Below are 14731 nucleotides of genomic sequence, written 5' to 3'. Positions count from 1 at the left end.
CCTGGGGCTGATCCTGTGACGCGTGGTCAGGGGCGGGGGCTGCCGGCCCCGGTGCGGTCCGCGCGGATCTCGTGCGCGGGGATCTCGTCCGCGGGGGACTCGTGCGCACGGATCTCGTGCGCGGGGGACTCGTGCGCGGGGGACTCGTGCGCACGGGCCTTGCGCACGAGGGGCCCGTTGGCGGGGCTCCCGCTCACGGGGCTCCGGTTCGCAGAGACCGCCTCCTCGGCGATCCCGTCCGCGGCGATCCCGTCCGCGCGGGTCTCTTTCTCGTACGGGGCGGACCGGGCCGGGACCCCGTCCCCGGCCGGGCCGGAGGACTCGGAGGACCTGGCCAAGCTGGAAGACCCGGAGGCCCCGGAGGGCACCGCCGCCGCCGCTATCACTGCCGGGCCGGGCCGTGCGGACGGGGCGAGCGTGACGACGGCGGCGGACACGGCGAGGACCGCGGCGATCGCCCCGAACGTCGCCCGGCTGCCGAAGGCGGTGAGGAGCGCGCCCCCGGCCAGCGGCCCGAACGGCTGGACCAGTGAGGAGAGGAACCCGGCGGCGCTCTGCACCCTGCCCACCCGGTCGCCGGGGGTGACAGCCAACAGGGTGGAGAGGAAGCCGATGCTGGCCACCGTGGACAGGCACATGCAGGCGGCGCAGAGCAGCCCGGCGAACAACGGGACCCGGACCCAGGCCATGGCGAGGGCGCTCGCCACGCAGAACCAGCAGGTGGCGGCGATCAGCGCCCAGGTGTGGCGTTCCGGGCGCAACCGGGGGGCGAGGAGCGCGCCGGTGAGCGCGCCGACCGAGATGAAGGTGACGACGGTGCCGCCGCCGAGCCCGGACCTTCCGCCGCCCGAGAAGACGGTCAGCGCGGTGAACGTCAGGGCGCCGAAGGCGAAGTTCATGCCGAGTCCGAAGACGAGGAGCACGGTCCGCAGATAGGGCAGTCGCCACAGGAACGAGAGCCCGGCGGTCAACTCCGCCTTGCTGAAAGCGGATCCGGCTTTGGTCGCGGCCCTGGACCGGGTGCGTACCAGGGCCACGCAGATCGTGGACAACAGGAGCCCGATGGCCTCGGCGAGAAACGGCAGGACCGGGTGCAGACCGAACAGGGCGCCCCCGACCATCGGCCCCACCAGTCGCGCGGTGGCGGTACGGGCCTGGAGGCGGGCGGTCGCGGTCCCCATGTCCTCGGGGGGCACGACGCTGCGCATCAGTCCGAAGGCGGCGGGCCCGTAGAGACTGCCGATGACGGCGCCCGCGCCCGCGACCAGCAGTACCAGGGGCAGCGGGACGTGTCCGGTCCACACGGCCACGACGAGGGCGGCGACGACGCAGAAACTGCCCAGATCGCACAGGCGCATCAGCCTGCGGCGTTCCACCCGGTCGGCCATCACCCCGCCGGGAAGCATGGTGATCAGGACCGCGGTGACGGACACCGTGCTGATCGCACCGGCCTGCACGGCCGATCCGGTCTCGCGCAGTACAAGAAGCGGCAGGGCCAGTGCGGTCATCTGGGTGCCGAGAACGGCGAACAGGCCGCTCATCCACAGCAGTCGGAAATCCCGGTTGGTTCGTAGCGAGGCGGCCATCGTCGGCTCCCGGTCGGTGATTCGGGGACAGGGCTCGGCCGGTGGCCCGGCGAAGGCGACGGCCTGGCGGGGGCGGGCGGGGACCCGGTGAACGCGGGCCCAGCCCGGGAAAGCGAGGCGGGGCGGTCTCCGTTTCACGGAGCCGCCCCGTTCCGGCCGGCCGGGCGCCACTGAGGGGACGTTCGCTCCCCGCGGTGGCGCCGCGGCCCGGTCATAAGCCTTACTGCTCCGACAGGACGAGGCTCACGGTGCTGACGCAGCTGCCGTCGACCGGCTCGTGGTAAGCAGCGGTCTCCTGGAGGTCCAGCACGGAGTGCGCCTCGACCTCGGGGGTCTCGTTGTTGTCGTCGGCGACGGGCTTGGTGTTCTCGGACATGGTGGTCTCCGTCCACTCGTCTATCGCGGTCATCTCCGGTCGTCCCGGGCAAGGGCCCGGTCCTTCCGGTGCGGCCGGCGGGTGCCTGCCGCTGACCAGAAAGTTAGGAGGCCCGGCCTGGCAAACGGCTCGACGACGGTATGGAGGCGGTATCGCGGCTGTTCACCGGGGATGGACCGGCGATGGACGGACGACGGGCGGGGACGAACGGCGGTGCGGGGGCGCCCGCCGGGCCGGGCGGCGGGCCGCCGGACGGCGCCCGACCCGCATCGGGCCTGCGGACATACCGGGTCCCAACCGTTTCCGGGCCGGTGCCGAACCGTCCGGCCGGAGGCTGTGTACGCGCACGGCTGCCGCGCGCCGCACCTCCCGTACGTCTCGCACCTCCCGTACGTCCGCAGGTCCAGGCACCTGCCCCGTACCCCTCGCACGTCCCACGCCCGGAGACGCCCTCTACGCCCGAAGGAGACGGCCGGATGGAACTCGCCGAACTCATCGGACTGCGTCCGGTCCCGGCCGGTGGACTGCTGGTCACCCTGACCCGGCGTTGCCCGCTGCGCTGCGCCCACTGCTCCACCGGCTCCGCGCCGGAGGTCCGGGAGGAGCCGGTGGCGCAGGCGCTGGAACGGTTCGTCTCCTCGTTCACCGCCGCGGACCGGCCCGAGGTGATGATGCTGACCGGTGGCGAGCCCCTGCTCCGGCCGCGCCTGGTGGCCGCGCTCGCCCGTTCCGCGCGGGCCGTCGGCACCCGGACCGCACTGCTCAGCGGGATGTTCTTCGCCCGGTCGGGCGGGCTCCCGGATCCGGTGCGGCGTGCAGTGCGAACGCTCGACCACTTCTCCGCCAGCCTCGACCTGCCGCACGAGCGGGAGGTGCCCCGGGCCGCGGTGTTCCGGGCGGTGCGCGAGATCCGCGAGCTGGGGGTCGCGGTCAGTTTCCATCTCACCGGGACCGGGGAGGACGACCCCTACCTCGCGGACGTGACCGCGGACATAGACCGGACGTTCGACGGTACGGTGCCGTCCCTGGTCAACGAGGTGCGGCCGTTCGGCCGTGCGGCGTCCTGGGCCCGCCCCGCGCGTGCCCTCCGCACCACCCCCACCGCCCTCAACGCCCCCTCCACCACGCCCACCGCCCGTAGTGAGCCGGACGGCGGGGGCGCGCGGCCGTGCGCGATGGCCGCGTGGCCGGTGGTCGCCTTCGACGGGACGGTGCTGGCCTGCTGCAACCAGGACACCGTGGACCGCCGCCCCGCCCCTCCCCACCTGCGGCTCGGTCATGTCGCGGAGGACGACTGGGCCTCCGTACGGGCACGGACGCTGCGGTCGCCGCTGCTGCGGCTCGTCCGCACCGTCGGCCCGGCCCACCTGCGGCAGCGGTGGGCGCCGGGCGCCCCGGCCGGTTCCTACTGCGGGGACTGCCGGGCCCTGGGCGACCGGTCGGAGGTGGTCGCGGCGGCCGACGCGCTGGCCTCGGGCGCCGCGGGCGCGCTGCTCGACCTGACGTCGGCCCGGCAGCAGCACGCCCAGGGGCCGGTGGCCCTCGTACGGCGCCACGGCTGCGCCGCGTACGCCGGCCTGGTGGCGGTCCCGGACGGCGGCGAGCGGAACCCGGACCGGGCTCCCCGCCCGACTCCGTACCCCGCCACCTGTCCGGCTCCCTACCCGGCGACCTGTCCGGCTCCGTCCCCGATGACGGGAGGCCCCCGGTCATGAGCGCCACCGAACCGCCCACCCCGTCCGCCGCCGCGCGCCTGCCGAAGGCGCGCGGCGGCGGACGGGGGCTGTCCACCTCCGAGCGGCTGTCCGTCTCCGAGCGGCTGTCCGTCTCCGACCGGCTGTCCGTCTCCGACCGGCTGCGCGTCAAACTGTCCTTCGCCGAACCGGCGTTGCGGACGGCCCTGGCCGGACTGTGGCGTACCGAGGGCCTGTTGCTCCGCTACCGGGTGTACCTGTGCACCATGCACTCGGTGATCCGCGCCTCCGTACCGCTGATGGAACGTGCCTGCGAACGGGCCGCACTGCTCGGGCGGTACGGCGATCCGCTGAGTGCGTCGCTCGTCCCCTATCTGGACGGCCACACCCGGGAGGAGGCGGATCACGACGCCTGGTTGCTGGAGGACCTGGCCGCCGCGGGCGGCGATCCCCGGGACGCGGTGGACAAGATGCCCGATCCGCTCGTCGCCTCTCTGTCCGGCGCCCAGTACTACTGGATCGAGCACCACCACCCGGTGGCGCTGCTCGGTTACATCGCAGTCCTGGAGGGCCACGCCCCGGCCGCCGGACTCGCGCCGCGGCTGGCCCGGCTGACCGGGCTGCCCGCCCCCGCCTTCCGTACCGTGCACGAGCACGCGCGCCTCGACGACGGTCACTCCGCCGAACTGCACGCGCTGCTCGACCGACTGCCGCTGTCGCGGGGGCAGGAGACGGCGGTCGCCGTCAGCGCCCTGCACACCATCGACGCGCTCACCCAGTTGTTCGTCCGGCTCGGGCGCGCCGTACCGGACCGTCCGGTGCGGGGGGCCGGACGGTCCGTCTCGTTGGGAGGCCCGTCATGACCGAACCACCGGACCGGCTCGCCGTGCTGTACGGCGCCGGGTTCGCCGTCGATCTGCTCACCGATGAACAGCGCCAGGTACTGAACGACCTCGCGCCGGAGGAACTCACCGTGCTGCTCGACATCAAGTCCCGGCTGGACGCCGTCGGACCCGAAGTGGAGGCACACGGCGAGATCGCGGGCGGCGCCTTGTTCTAGTGCCGCATCAGGCAACGTTTGCCCCGTCGCACCGCCCGGCACGCACGCTCGCGGCGTTGGCCGAAAGCCCACGTAGCCCGCTACGAGGGCATTCGGCCGCCTTGCGATCGCACGCACCGGACGCCGCTCCTTCCGGGCAAACCTTGCCGGTCACGGCACTAGTGTTTCGAAAGTCCCGTCCGGCCCGCGACGCCCTTCGGGTGGACGACGCCACTTTCGAAACACGCCCTCGTGCCCCTCCCGGCACTGGCGCTGCGACCGGTGCCGGGGTCGGGGCCCACCGGCCCGGGCCCTTCGACACCGGCCCCATCGGTTCGGGTGCCACCGGCACCGGTCCCGCCCGTTCCGGAGGAAAGAGGCAGAAACACGCACGAACGAGCAGGGACGAAACAAGCAGCGACGAGCAGAGAGGAATCGCCGATGAACTGCACCTCGTGCCGGAACGAAACGCCCGCCGCCGCACGGTTCTGCCCGTCCTGCGGCACCCCGTGCCCGGCACCCGCCGCGTCCGCCCCACCGGAGGACGAACGGAAGCTGGTCACCGCGGTCTTCTGCGATCTGGTGGGTTCGACGGAGCTGTCCGGACAACTCGATCCGGAGACCCTGCGCAGCGTGACCCTGCGCTATTTCGCCGTCATGAGCGAACGGATCGAGGCGCACGGCGGCACCCCGGAGAAGTTCATCGGCGACGCCGTGATGGCCGTGTTCGGAGTGCCGGTGATGCGCGAGGACGACGCGCGCAGGGCACTGGCCGCGGCGCTCGGAATGCGCGAGGCGCTGGCCGATCTCAACGCCGAACTCGAGGCCGCGCTGGGCATCCGGCTGCGCATCCGGATCGGCGTCAACACCGGTACGGTCGTGGCGGGTTCCGACGCCAGTGCCCGGCAGGCACTGATCTCGGGCGAGACCGTGAACGTGGCCGCCCGACTGGAGCAGAATGCCGCGACCGACGAGATCCTCATCGGCCCGCAGACCCTGGAGGCCGCGGGTCCGACCGTGGTCGTCGAGGAGGTCGGCCCGCTGCGGCTCAAGGGCAAGAGCGACCGGGTGACCGCGTACCGCCTGATCGCGCTCGGCGCCGACGACCCCGAACTGCTGCGCCGTTTCGACGTGCCGTTCATCGGCCGGGCCGAGGAACGGGCGACGCTGGACGAGGCCCTGGACCGGACGGCCCACGGGGCCGGTCCGGGGCTGGTCCGTCTCGTCGGCGACGCCGGGATCGGCAAGACCAGGCTGGCGCGCGAGTGGCTGGCCGGGCTCGCCGGACCGGGCCGGCCGGTCATCGGTACGGGACGCTGCCGCAGCTACGGCGACCACGGCACCCTGACCCCGTTGGCCGACGCGGTGCGGGAGGCGCTGGGCTCCCCCGACGCCCGGGAGGCCCTCGGCGCGGCGGCCGGGCGGGCGAGGGCCTCGGTGGCGGACGCCCGGGCGGTGCTGCGGGGCGGTCTGCTGCACGACGGCACGCCCAACGCCCCGTTCGAGGACATGTGCGCCGCGCTGATCACCGTGCTGGCCAGGGCCGCGGGCCGGCTCCCGGTGGTGCTGGTCATCGACGACTGGCACTGGGCCGAGCCGTTGCTGGTGCGGACGGTGGACCGGCTGGCCGGACCGCTCGGCCGGGCGGGCGTGCTCATGGTGTGCCCGGGCCGCCCGGACGGCCCCCCGCCCGCCGCCGATCCCCCCGAACACCCGGCGCAGTTGCTGCCGCTCGCCGGTCTGTCCCGTGAGGAGGCGGCCCTGCTGGTCCGCGCACTGACCGGAACGGCGGAGACGAGTGCGACGGCGGACACGACCAGAACGGCGAACGCGACTGCGACTGCGACTGCGGACACGACCGGGGCGGCGGACACGACCGGGCCGACCGATGCGATCGGTACAGCAGGGCCTACCAGCACGCACGCCCCGCACGCCCACACCGCGCACGCCCACCCCCCGTACAACCACCTCCCACACGACCGCGCCACGGACGACCACGGCCCCTACGCGCACGAGACGCACGGACACGACGCGCACGCGCACGAGATGCACGGACACGACGCGCACGCGCACGAGACGCACGGGCACGACCTCTACGGCCATGACCTGTACGACCGTGCCGAGGGCAACCCGCTGTATCTGGAACAGCTCCTGATGCCGACCGGGCCGGACCGGCCGAACCCGCTACCGGACCCCCGTACCACCGGCGAACCGGCGCTCCCGCCGACCCTGCAGGCGCTGCTCGGCGCCCGGATCGGCGCGCTGGAGCGCACCGAACGCGCCACACTCGACCTCGCCGCGGTCCTCGGCCGGGACTTCACCGCGCCCGAACTCGTCCGGCTGACCCGGGTCGCGCGCGCGTCGGAGACCGCGAACCGGTACAGCCTGTCCGACCCGTACGAGCAGCCCGATCACACGTCCCCCGCTTCCCCCGCCTCTTACGTCTCCCCCACCTCTTACGTCTCCTGCTCCTCCCACATCTCCCCCGCCTCCCACGGATACTCCGCCTCCCACACCACTCAGGACGATGGGCCATCGGTGCCGGACGACGACGACCGGATCCGGGTGACCCGGGCGCTGGCCCGGCTGCGGCGGCGCCGCCTCGTGGAGACCGCGCCGGGCGGCGATCCGGACCCGGGACGGCACCGGTTCAGCAGTGGCCTGGTCCAGGAGGTCGCGTACGCCTCGATGTCCAAGCGGGCCAAGGCGGAACGGCACGCCTGGGCGGCCGAACTGCCCAGTGTGACGGCGGCGGGCGAGGCGGCGGTGGGCGGTCATCTGGAGCGGGCGTACCGGTACCGGACCGAACTCGGTCTGGCCGACGGCCGGGCCGACGCCCTGCGAGTCCGGGCCGCCTCCGCGCTCGCGTCGGCGGGGGCGCAGGCGCTGGCCCGTTCCGATCTGCACTGGGCGCAGGGGCTGCTGGAGCGGGCCGTGGACCTGCATCCGCCGGGCGACCCCGCCGCGGCACCGGCGCTGCGCCGGCTCGGCGAGGTACGGCTGGCGCTCGGTCACCCGGAGGAGGGGGAACGCCTGTTGCGGCAGGTCCTGACCGCCAAGGCGGCGCCGGTCGAGGCCGCGCACGCCCGGCTCGCTCTGGCGGCGCTGGACCCGGCCGCGGTGAGTGTGTCCTCGGCCGCCCGCGCGGTGTTGCCGCTCTTCGAATCCGCGGGGGATTCCGTCGGACAGGCGCGGGCCCGGCTGCGGCTGGCGCAGCAGTTGCAGCGGGCTGGACGGCACGAGGAGGCCGACCGTGATCTGACGCTGGCCCTGGACCACGCGGTGCGAGCCGAGGCGGAACCGGAGCGGGCGGCGGCGCTCGGCGCCATCGGGATCTCGCTGTGGCGGGGCCCGGAGCCCGTACCGGTCGCGGTGGCGCGCTGCCGGGACCTGCTCGCCTCGCACGGGGCCGGACGGCCCGCCGTACGCACCACGCTGAACTGCCCGCTGGCCGTGCTCCACGCGCTGCACGGCCGGGCGGACCGTGCCGGGGAGTGCCTGGCCGAGGCGGAACAACTGGCCGAGGACCTGGGCTACGCGGAGGCGGAGGTGTTCATCCCGGTGTTCCGGGCGTCGGTCGAGGCGCTGCTCGGTCGCACCGATCCGGCCCTGGGCCTGCTCGTCCGGGCGGACCGCGCGGCGGCGCGCGCCGGGGCCCGGTCCATGCGGCCGGCCATCGCGCTGGAGGCGGCGCGGCTGCTGCTCGACGACGGCCGGCCGGACGCCGCCGGTCCGTGGCTCGAAGAGGTCGGGGCGCCCCGGGCGCTGCCGCACGCGGACCGGGTGGACCTCGCCGGGCTGCGCGCCCGGCTGGCGGCGCAGGCCGGGGAGCGGGAGTCGGCCCTGCGCCGCGCGGACCGCGCCGTACGGGATGCCCTGCTGACCGATTCGCCGCTGGTACGTGCCACGGCTTCGCTGGACCGGGCGCGGACGCTGGCGCTGCTGGACGACCCGGACGGGGCGGCAGCGGCGGCGTGGGAGGCCCGGGAACGGTTCGCGGAGAAGGGACATCTGCCGGGCGAGCGGTGGGCGGCGCGGCTCGCCGCGGGACCGGCGGCGGCCACGACGGAGAAGAGCTGAGGATGACAACCACGGAAACGGCACCGGGGTCGGCGCCCTCATCGCGACCGACCCCCGAACCGGCACCAGCGCCGCGCCCGACCCCCGAACCGGCACCAGCACAGGCACCAGCACCGGCACCGCGCCCGACCGCCGCACGCGCCCCCGCGCCCACGGCGGGGCTGACGTGGAGCCTGCGGGGGCGCGGCCCCGACGACGTGGTGGTCCGGGCCGACCCCGGTCCCCGGCCCGGCGGTGGCGACGGCGCCCCCGTGCCGGGCACCGGGCGGGGCGTACGGGTCTGCGTGGTGGACTCCGGGGTCGAGCGCGACCATCCGGGGGTCGGGCCGGTCGCCGGTTCCTGGGTGGTGGTCAAGGATCCGGAGACCGGCGACACCGAGGTCGGGGAGACCGACACCGGGGACACCTGCGGGCACGGCACCGCGTGCGCGGGCATCATCCGCCGGACCGCCCCGGAGTGCGAGCTGTACAGCGTCCGGGTGCTCGGGGAACGATTCTCCGGCACCGGGGACGTCCTGCTCGCGGGGCTGAGGTGGGCGGTCGAGCAGGGCTTCGACGTGGTGAACCTGTCGTTGTCCACCACCCGCGCCCGGTTCGCCCAGGAGCTGCACGCGCTGGCCGACCACGCCTACTTCAGCCGCACGGTCGTCGTCGCCTCGGCGCACAACAGCCCGGTGGAGAGCTATCCGTGGCGGTTCGCTTCGGTGATCTCGGTGGGCAGCCACCAGGAGGACGACCCGGATCTGCACCTCTACAACCCCGAACCACCGGTGGAGTTCTTCGCCCCCGGCCAGAACGTGTCGGTGCCCTGGCTGGGCGGCACGACGATCCGTACCACCGGGAACAGCTTCGCGACCCCGTACATCAGCGGGCTGTGCGCGCGTCTCCTGTCGGCGCATCCGAGGATGACGGCCTTCCAGCTCAAGAACGCCCTTTATCTCTCCGCGGCGAACGTGCGGTTCGGCCCGCGGACCTCCGATCCGGCAGGAGAGGTCTGATGACTCCGAGAACCGAATCAGCGTCAGTGACGTCAGCGACTCCGGGAACGGCTCAGGAGGCGCTCCCGGCGGTGGCCGCGGCCCGGCGCGAACTCCTCCAGTCCGTCGTCGACGTGGCGCGCGCCATCTTCGGCGCGGCGGCCAGCTCGGTCTTCCTGCTGGACGAGGACGCGGACGAGCTGGTCTTCCAGGCGGTCTCCGGCCAGGGCGAGGAGTTCCTGGTGGGCCGCCGTTTCCCGGCCGGGCGCGGGATCGCGGGCTGGGTGGCGACCTCGGGCGAGCCGATGGTGGTGGACGACCTCACCGCCGCCCCCTCCTTCGACCGGTCGCTCGCCGAGTCCACCGAGTACGTGCCGAACGCCCTGATGGCGGCCCCGCTGATCAGCGACGACCGGGTGCTCGGCGTGCTGGAGGTGCTCGACCCGTCGCCGTGCGCCCGTACGGACCTGCGGGAACTGGACCTGCTCGCGATGTTCGCCCGGCAGGCCGCCGCGGCCCTGCGGGTGGTGGCGTACGCCCCGGCCGATGCCGCGACGCACCGCGCGGGCGGACGGCTGGACCCCCGTCAGCGGGCGGACGCGCTGCGGCTGCTGGGTAGCCTGGAGCAGCTGCTCCGAGAGCCGTGCTGAACCTCCGCCAGGAGCCGTACTGAGCCTCCACCAGGAGCCGTGCTGCCTTCGGGAGCCCGGACGGGCAGCGCCGAACGGCGACGACGGAAGGACCACACGCGGTGAAGCTCGCTTTCTCGACCCTCGGGGTGCCGGGCATGCCGATGGCCGTTGTGGTCCGCCTCGCCGCCGAACACGGCTACCAGGGCGTGGAGTTGCGTGCCCATCCGGAGGAGCCGGTGCACCCCGGCCTGTCGAAGCCCGAACGGGCGGCGGTCGCCGAGGAGTTCGGGAAAGGCGGCGTCGAGATCCTGACCGTGGCCGGGTACGCCCGGGTCGCGGCCGAGGGCGACGACGGGCCCGTGCTGGACGAGATCGTCGCTCTGGTGGAGTTGGCCCGCGACCTGGGCGCGCAGAACGTGCGGGTCTTCCCGGGTGCCGGCGGCCAGGACCCGGCGGCGGCCGACGAGACTGCCGCCCGCAGGCTGGCCGCCGCCGCGCCGCACGCCGAGGACCTGGGCGTGCGCGTCCTGCTCGAAACCCATGACTCGCACCGCGCGGGCGCCGACGTGGCCCGGGTCGTCGGCACGGTCGGCCACCGGCGGATCGGCGCGCTGTGGGACGTCATGCACACCTGGCTCGCCGGCGAGGACCCGGCCGCGAGCCACGCCGTACTGGCCCCGTACCTGGGCTACGTGCAGGTCAAGGACATCGCTTCGGCGGACGACCCGGCTCCGCTGTCGCTCGGCGCCGGAGTGCTGCCGCTGGCCGCCTGCCTGGACGCGCTGGGCGGGGACGCCTGGGACGGCTGGGTCTGCTGGGAGTACGAGAAGCGGTGGCACCCGGTGGCGGCGGAACTGCCGGACCTGCTGGCCGCCGGGAGGGAGCACCTGCTGCGGTTGGGCGCGGCGGGGCGGTAGGGCGCCCCGGCGGATCCGCGCGGGCGCGACGGCTTGCCGGGCTCACACGCCCGCCTCTTCTCTACCGCGAGGCCCCGTCTGGCCAGATGATGGTGACGGGCACGCCTGTTTCGCGTGCATAGCTGACGACATCTGCTGTTCCTCCGAAGCCACGGGCGGGCTTGCCGTCCCATACGGCCAGGAGGTGGTCGGACAGACCTACGAGGATTTCGCTACCAGCCTGGTGAGCTTCCGATGTCGACTCGATGCGCCCGGTACGGTGAACGTCCGAAGCCTTGCTGAGCAGGTGGTCGTAGTCGGGGTGATGCCAGTCGGGCAGTCCGGCCCGGTATTCGGTTGCCGGAATAACGACTTCGAGCCTGGCGCCCGCGTCGAGCGCAACCTGTGCCCACCATGCGTCAGGGCCGTCGGCAATGCAGCTGATGGCGACGAGGTCGGTGGTGTCCAGCGTCTCGATCTGGGCGGCGAGGCCGACACGAACCTGTTCGGCCACGTCCGCGGGGAGGCCGCGGTGGCCGGTGATACCGATACGCATGTGGCTGTCTCTCTTACAGATAGGTCGCGTGCAGCTGAGCATCGAACTCGCGCACCATAGCGGTGCGTCCGGGATCCGTGTAGGTGGAGCGGAGGCGTCGCGCCCGTTCGACGATCTTTCCCGAGCGGAGCCGGATGCCTTCTCCAAGGGCGCGTGATGCCAGGGCGAATGCCGCATCCGCGTCACCGGACCTGAGATGGCTGGTGGCGGCGTCAATGGTCAGCAGCGCCCTCTGTTTATCGTTGCCGTTGCTGAGCGCGACGCCGATGTCCTTGTCCGATACCCGAATGGGTAGCGAGGAGGCGAGGCGAGCCGCGCAAGTGATGCGGCAAGAGGCGATCTTGCGCTCATCGAAGGCGAAGATCCAAGGCCAGACGACGGGGCCAGCGGGCATCTTGCTCGCATGGCGTTCACACGCACGCAGGGCGCGTTCGCAGGCGGAGCGGTCGCCCTTGCTTGCGTGAGCGATGGCCTCAATGGATGCCAGCCACACGGTTGCAAGCACGGGAACGTGATTGTCGAGGTGGTGGCGGGCTTCGCTGACCAGACGCAAGGCTTCGTGCGGGGCCCCGGTGTCCGCTTCGAAGCTGGCCAGGCTGCCGATCTGGTAGGCAACAAGGAGCTTGTCACCAGAGGCATGGGCGGCTTTGATCGAGGAACCATACCAGCGGCGTGCGGAACCGTAGTCGGCCATGTCCCAGGCGAGCCAGGCGGCGAAGCTGGCGGCCTCGCTGCCAGCCGAGGCCACGCGGGCACGATACGCTGCATCCGTCTCGGACTGGGCAATGCTTTGGATGAGCCGTAGGTGTCCGTGAACTGTGTCGGCGAGATCGCTGGAGATGGTCGTGGCGTCGAGGCGCCGGTACGAGGTCGTAACTAGGCGTAGGGCAGCGGCTGGAGACGAGTCGCCGCCCGTCGGCCCGGCTGATGGGGCAGGTGCGGCTGGTATGGCTGCTGCTAGACCAGTGGCGAGGAATTCGCGACGCTCCACGGGAGAGATTCCGTTCGACTTCTGATTGGCAAGGCCGACCAGTTCGAAGGGGAGCCCCAGGGCTGTTGCGGCCTTCGCCAGAGTAATCATGTTGTACGAACCTGATCGGCTGTTTTCGAGCCGTGAGACAGCGGACTGGGTTAAGCCGCATTGGCCTGCGAACTGCGATTGGGTCATGCCCCGGACGCGCCTTGCCCGTCTGATGACCGCTCCGTAGTCGCCGGTGCGGCTCGCATCCTTGATGTCGCCATGGGCGTGCCAGTCATTTCCTTGTGTCACCACGGTAGGCAGCATCGCACCTCTTCACACCTGTGGATATGCGCTTGGCGGGTATTCGTATGCACGGAATGCATGTGGCGTGGAGCGTTCGCCGTCGACACGGTTGGCTTGTCCCTGCAAAGACCCGAAGACAGCCGGGAGTCATCTCTCCTGCCGCCAAGGGGGACACCGTGACTGCACACCTGAAAGAACCGACACCCTGTACGCCACCGAGAGGACAGGGACGACCTGATCACGATGAAGCCGTGCATGACGGGGCCTTACCCCTCGCCCTGAATGAGGGATCTATGGCTCTGGCAGAGCGCGATGCGCAGCCGCACGTTCACCGGTACGTGGCGGAGATGCCCACGGCGCCCCAGCACGTCGGTGCTCAACGCCGAGGTGTTGCCGCGTTTCTCCGACGCTCCGGCATCGAGTGTGAGCCGGTGGACACGGTCGTCGTGGCGGTCAGCGAACTCCTGTCGAACGCCGTGCTGTACGGCGGAACGGACACAGTGGAGCTGTCCGTCACGTACGACGGCCTCCGGGGCAAGGTGCGTGTCGACGTGAACGATCGGACGCCCGGGGCACGGGCCGAACCACGCCTCCCTGGAGACGACCAGGAGGGAGGCCGCGGCCTGCTCCTGGTCGGTGCGCTCGCCGATGAGTGGGGAGTCAGCGAGGACGGTTGCATCACCTGGTGCCTGATCGATGCAGGTTCCGGAGCCGACCTATGACGCTTGCCACCACCCCGGCGAGAGCGGCACTCGTGGGCGAGGGGCGTCCCGTTCTCGGTGCAGGCGGATGACCTCGATGGTCGTCGACTTGCTCGACGAGATGCAACCGATCCCCTGACCACGCAGCCGCCCGTTGTCCGCCCTCGTCGCGGGCCGGGCGGTTCCTACCCCGTTTCGGTGTGCCAGCCGGAACGAACGCCCCCACGCTCTCCCCGGGCGTGGACGAGGGCTGCCCTTCCCCACGTCCGGGGCAGGACAGCCCGCACCGCCCAAGGCCCGAAACGACTACGAGACGGAACCGACATGAAGCCACCCCCAGTTGATCTGGTCGCGCCGCCGGCGTGCCGCTTCGGCGGATTCGCCTGGATTCCGAACGAGCACGGCGAAGTGCTGACCGTGTCCGCGAACGATGGTGAGCAGGCCGGAAGTCACCGGCTGCCGGGAGGGCACGCCGGTGAACAGCAGTCGAGCCTTGTCGCGATGGTCAACCACGTTCGGTACGAGACCGGCATCACTCCCACACCGGTCCGGCTGCTGGGCACGGACTGGGTCCCGTACAGCCCGGCGACGCCCGCGGCCATGGGGCAGTACTTCGTCTATCTCTGCGGCAGGGTCCGGTCGCTTACGGGGGTCACTCTTCCGCCTGCGGCTGAGGGCACTGGGCTTGAGCTGTCCAGCTATCTGTGGCAGACCGCTGACACGGCTCGTCACACCATGCGGTCGCCCCAGTACCGCCGCTTTCTCGGACTGTGGAGGGCATGGCGTGACGGCAGGACCGCTGTTCTGCACGACGGGCCCCCTGCCTTGTCCGCCATGGCTACGGAGGCGTTGTGACGTCTCCTGGGGCGCTGACCACGCCGGGCCCTTCCGGGGAAGGCCATGTGGGGTGGCGCGCTGCGTCTTGACTCC

General features: G+C 72.5%; 12 protein-coding genes and 1 pseudogene. 9 read left to right on the top strand and 4 right to left on the bottom strand.

The window, feature by feature from the left end; all coding sequences use genetic code 11:
• Positions 1 to 26: 26 nt before the first annotated feature.
• Positions 27 to 1586, bottom strand: a complete 1560-nt coding sequence (locus tag ACGF2V_RS02135; RefSeq protein ID WP_392910440.1) for an MFS transporter — start codon at positions 1584 to 1586, stop codon at positions 27 to 29.
• Positions 1587 to 1806: 220 nt separating this feature from the next.
• On the bottom strand, positions 1807 to 1995 hold the full coding sequence (locus ACGF2V_RS02130) for a hypothetical protein (protein ID WP_362628418.1): 189 nt from the start codon (positions 1993 to 1995) through the stop codon (positions 1807 to 1809).
• 443 nt (positions 1996 to 2438) lie between these two features.
• Between ACGF2V_RS02130 and ACGF2V_RS02125 the strand changes: the two genes are divergently transcribed.
• The 7 genes and pseudogenes from ACGF2V_RS02125 (at position 2439) to ACGF2V_RS02095 (ending at position 11301) form a co-directional block, all read left to right on the top strand.
• Positions 2439 to 3677 (top strand): radical SAM/SPASM domain-containing protein, encoded by a 1239-nt coding sequence (locus tag ACGF2V_RS02125; protein ID WP_362710183.1) that lies wholly within the window; start codon positions 2439 to 2441, stop codon positions 3675 to 3677.
• Positions 3674 to 4519 carry an iron-containing redox enzyme family protein gene (locus tag ACGF2V_RS02120; RefSeq protein ID WP_362710186.1) on the top strand — a complete coding sequence of 282 codons (846 nt, stop codon included), beginning with the start codon at positions 3674 to 3676 and terminating at the stop codon, positions 4517 to 4519. The genes ACGF2V_RS02125 and ACGF2V_RS02120 overlap by 4 nt, the downstream gene beginning before the upstream one ends.
• A complete protein-coding gene (locus ACGF2V_RS02115; RefSeq protein ID WP_283851676.1) occupies positions 4516 to 4716 on the top strand; it encodes an aroma-sacti cluster domain-containing protein in 201 nt (66 codons plus the stop codon). Before ACGF2V_RS02120 ends, ACGF2V_RS02115 begins: the two co-directional genes overlap by 4 nt.
• Positions 4717 to 5136: 420 nt before the next feature.
• The gene (locus ACGF2V_RS02110) at positions 5137 to 8775 is read left to right on the top strand and encodes an adenylate/guanylate cyclase domain-containing protein (RefSeq protein WP_362626866.1); all 3639 of its coding nucleotides are present in this window, start codon (positions 5137 to 5139) and stop codon (positions 8773 to 8775) included.
• 161 nt (positions 8776 to 8936) lie between these two features.
• A pseudogene (locus tag ACGF2V_RS02105) lies at positions 8937 to 9786 on the top strand (S8 family serine peptidase); the annotation flags it as partial.
• Complete coding sequence (locus ACGF2V_RS02100; RefSeq protein WP_362626869.1) at positions 9773 to 10402, top strand: GAF domain-containing protein; 630 nt, start codon at positions 9773 to 9775, stop codon at positions 10400 to 10402. The pseudogene ACGF2V_RS02105 and the gene ACGF2V_RS02100, both read left to right, overlap by 14 nt.
• 101 nt (positions 10403 to 10503) lie before the next feature.
• Positions 10504 to 11301, top strand: a complete 798-nt coding sequence (locus ACGF2V_RS02095) for a sugar phosphate isomerase/epimerase family protein (protein WP_362626872.1) — start codon at positions 10504 to 10506, stop codon at positions 11299 to 11301.
• 61 nt (positions 11302 to 11362) lie between these two features.
• Here the strand turns inward: ACGF2V_RS02095 and ACGF2V_RS02090 are convergent, their stop codons facing one another.
• Both ACGF2V_RS02090 and ACGF2V_RS02085 read right to left on the bottom strand, forming a co-directional pair.
• Complete coding sequence (locus ACGF2V_RS02090) at positions 11363 to 11836, bottom strand: hypothetical protein (protein WP_362626875.1); 474 nt, start codon at positions 11834 to 11836, stop codon at positions 11363 to 11365.
• Between the two features lie 13 nt (positions 11837 to 11849).
• A complete protein-coding gene (locus ACGF2V_RS02085; protein WP_362710190.1) occupies positions 11850 to 13121 on the bottom strand; it encodes a helix-turn-helix transcriptional regulator in 1272 nt (423 codons plus the stop codon).
• 23 nt (positions 13122 to 13144) lie between these two features.
• On the opposite strand from ACGF2V_RS02085, the gene ACGF2V_RS02080 reads away from it, so the two are divergent.
• The gene (locus ACGF2V_RS02080; RefSeq protein WP_389047677.1) at positions 13145 to 13822 is read left to right on the top strand and encodes an ATP-binding protein; all 678 of its coding nucleotides are present in this window, start codon (positions 13145 to 13147) and stop codon (positions 13820 to 13822) included.
• Positions 13823 to 14125: 303 nt separating this feature from the next.
• Positions 14126 to 14656 carry an NUDIX hydrolase gene (locus tag ACGF2V_RS02075; protein WP_362710193.1) on the top strand — a complete coding sequence of 177 codons (531 nt, stop codon included), beginning with the start codon at positions 14126 to 14128 and terminating at the stop codon, positions 14654 to 14656.
• The last annotated feature ends 75 nt before the right edge of the window (positions 14657 to 14731 follow it).

The organism is Streptomyces sp. NPDC047982 (assembly GCF_043204165.1).
GTDB lineage: Bacteria > Actinomycetota > Actinomycetes > Streptomycetales > Streptomycetaceae > Streptomyces.
This window is presented reverse-complemented; position numbering and strand designations above follow the sequence as displayed.

Bases quoted from the DNA above. Each gene is read 5' to 3' on its own strand.
- ACGF2V_RS02100 (WP_362626869.1), top strand. From the start codon at position 9,773: ATGACTCCGAGAACCGAATCAGCGTCAGTGACGTCAGCGACTCCGGGA.
- ACGF2V_RS02135 (WP_392910440.1), bottom strand. From the start codon at position 1,586: ATGGCCGCCTCGCTACGAACCAACCGGGATTTCCGACTGCTGTGGATG.
- ACGF2V_RS02125 (WP_362710183.1), top strand. From the start codon at position 2,439: ATGGAACTCGCCGAACTCATCGGACTGCGTCCGGTCCCGGCCGGTGGA.
- ACGF2V_RS02115 (WP_283851676.1), top strand. From the start codon at position 4,516: ATGACCGAACCACCGGACCGGCTCGCCGTGCTGTACGGCGCCGGGTTC.
- ACGF2V_RS02130 (WP_362628418.1), bottom strand. From the start codon at position 1,995: ATGACCGCGATAGACGAGTGGACGGAGACCACCATGTCCGAGAACACC.
- ACGF2V_RS02075 (WP_362710193.1), top strand. From the start codon at position 14,126: ATGAAGCCACCCCCAGTTGATCTGGTCGCGCCGCCGGCGTGCCGCTTC.
- ACGF2V_RS02120 (WP_362710186.1), top strand. From the start codon at position 3,674: ATGAGCGCCACCGAACCGCCCACCCCGTCCGCCGCCGCGCGCCTGCCG.
- ACGF2V_RS02080 (WP_389047677.1), top strand. From the start codon at position 13,145: ATGCGCTTGGCGGGTATTCGTATGCACGGAATGCATGTGGCGTGGAGC.
- ACGF2V_RS02110 (WP_362626866.1), top strand. From the start codon at position 5,137: ATGAACTGCACCTCGTGCCGGAACGAAACGCCCGCCGCCGCACGGTTC.
- ACGF2V_RS02085 (WP_362710190.1), bottom strand. From the start codon at position 13,121: ATGCTGCCTACCGTGGTGACACAAGGAAATGACTGGCACGCCCATGGC.
- ACGF2V_RS02090 (WP_362626875.1), bottom strand. From the start codon at position 11,836: ATGCGTATCGGTATCACCGGCCACCGCGGCCTCCCCGCGGACGTGGCC.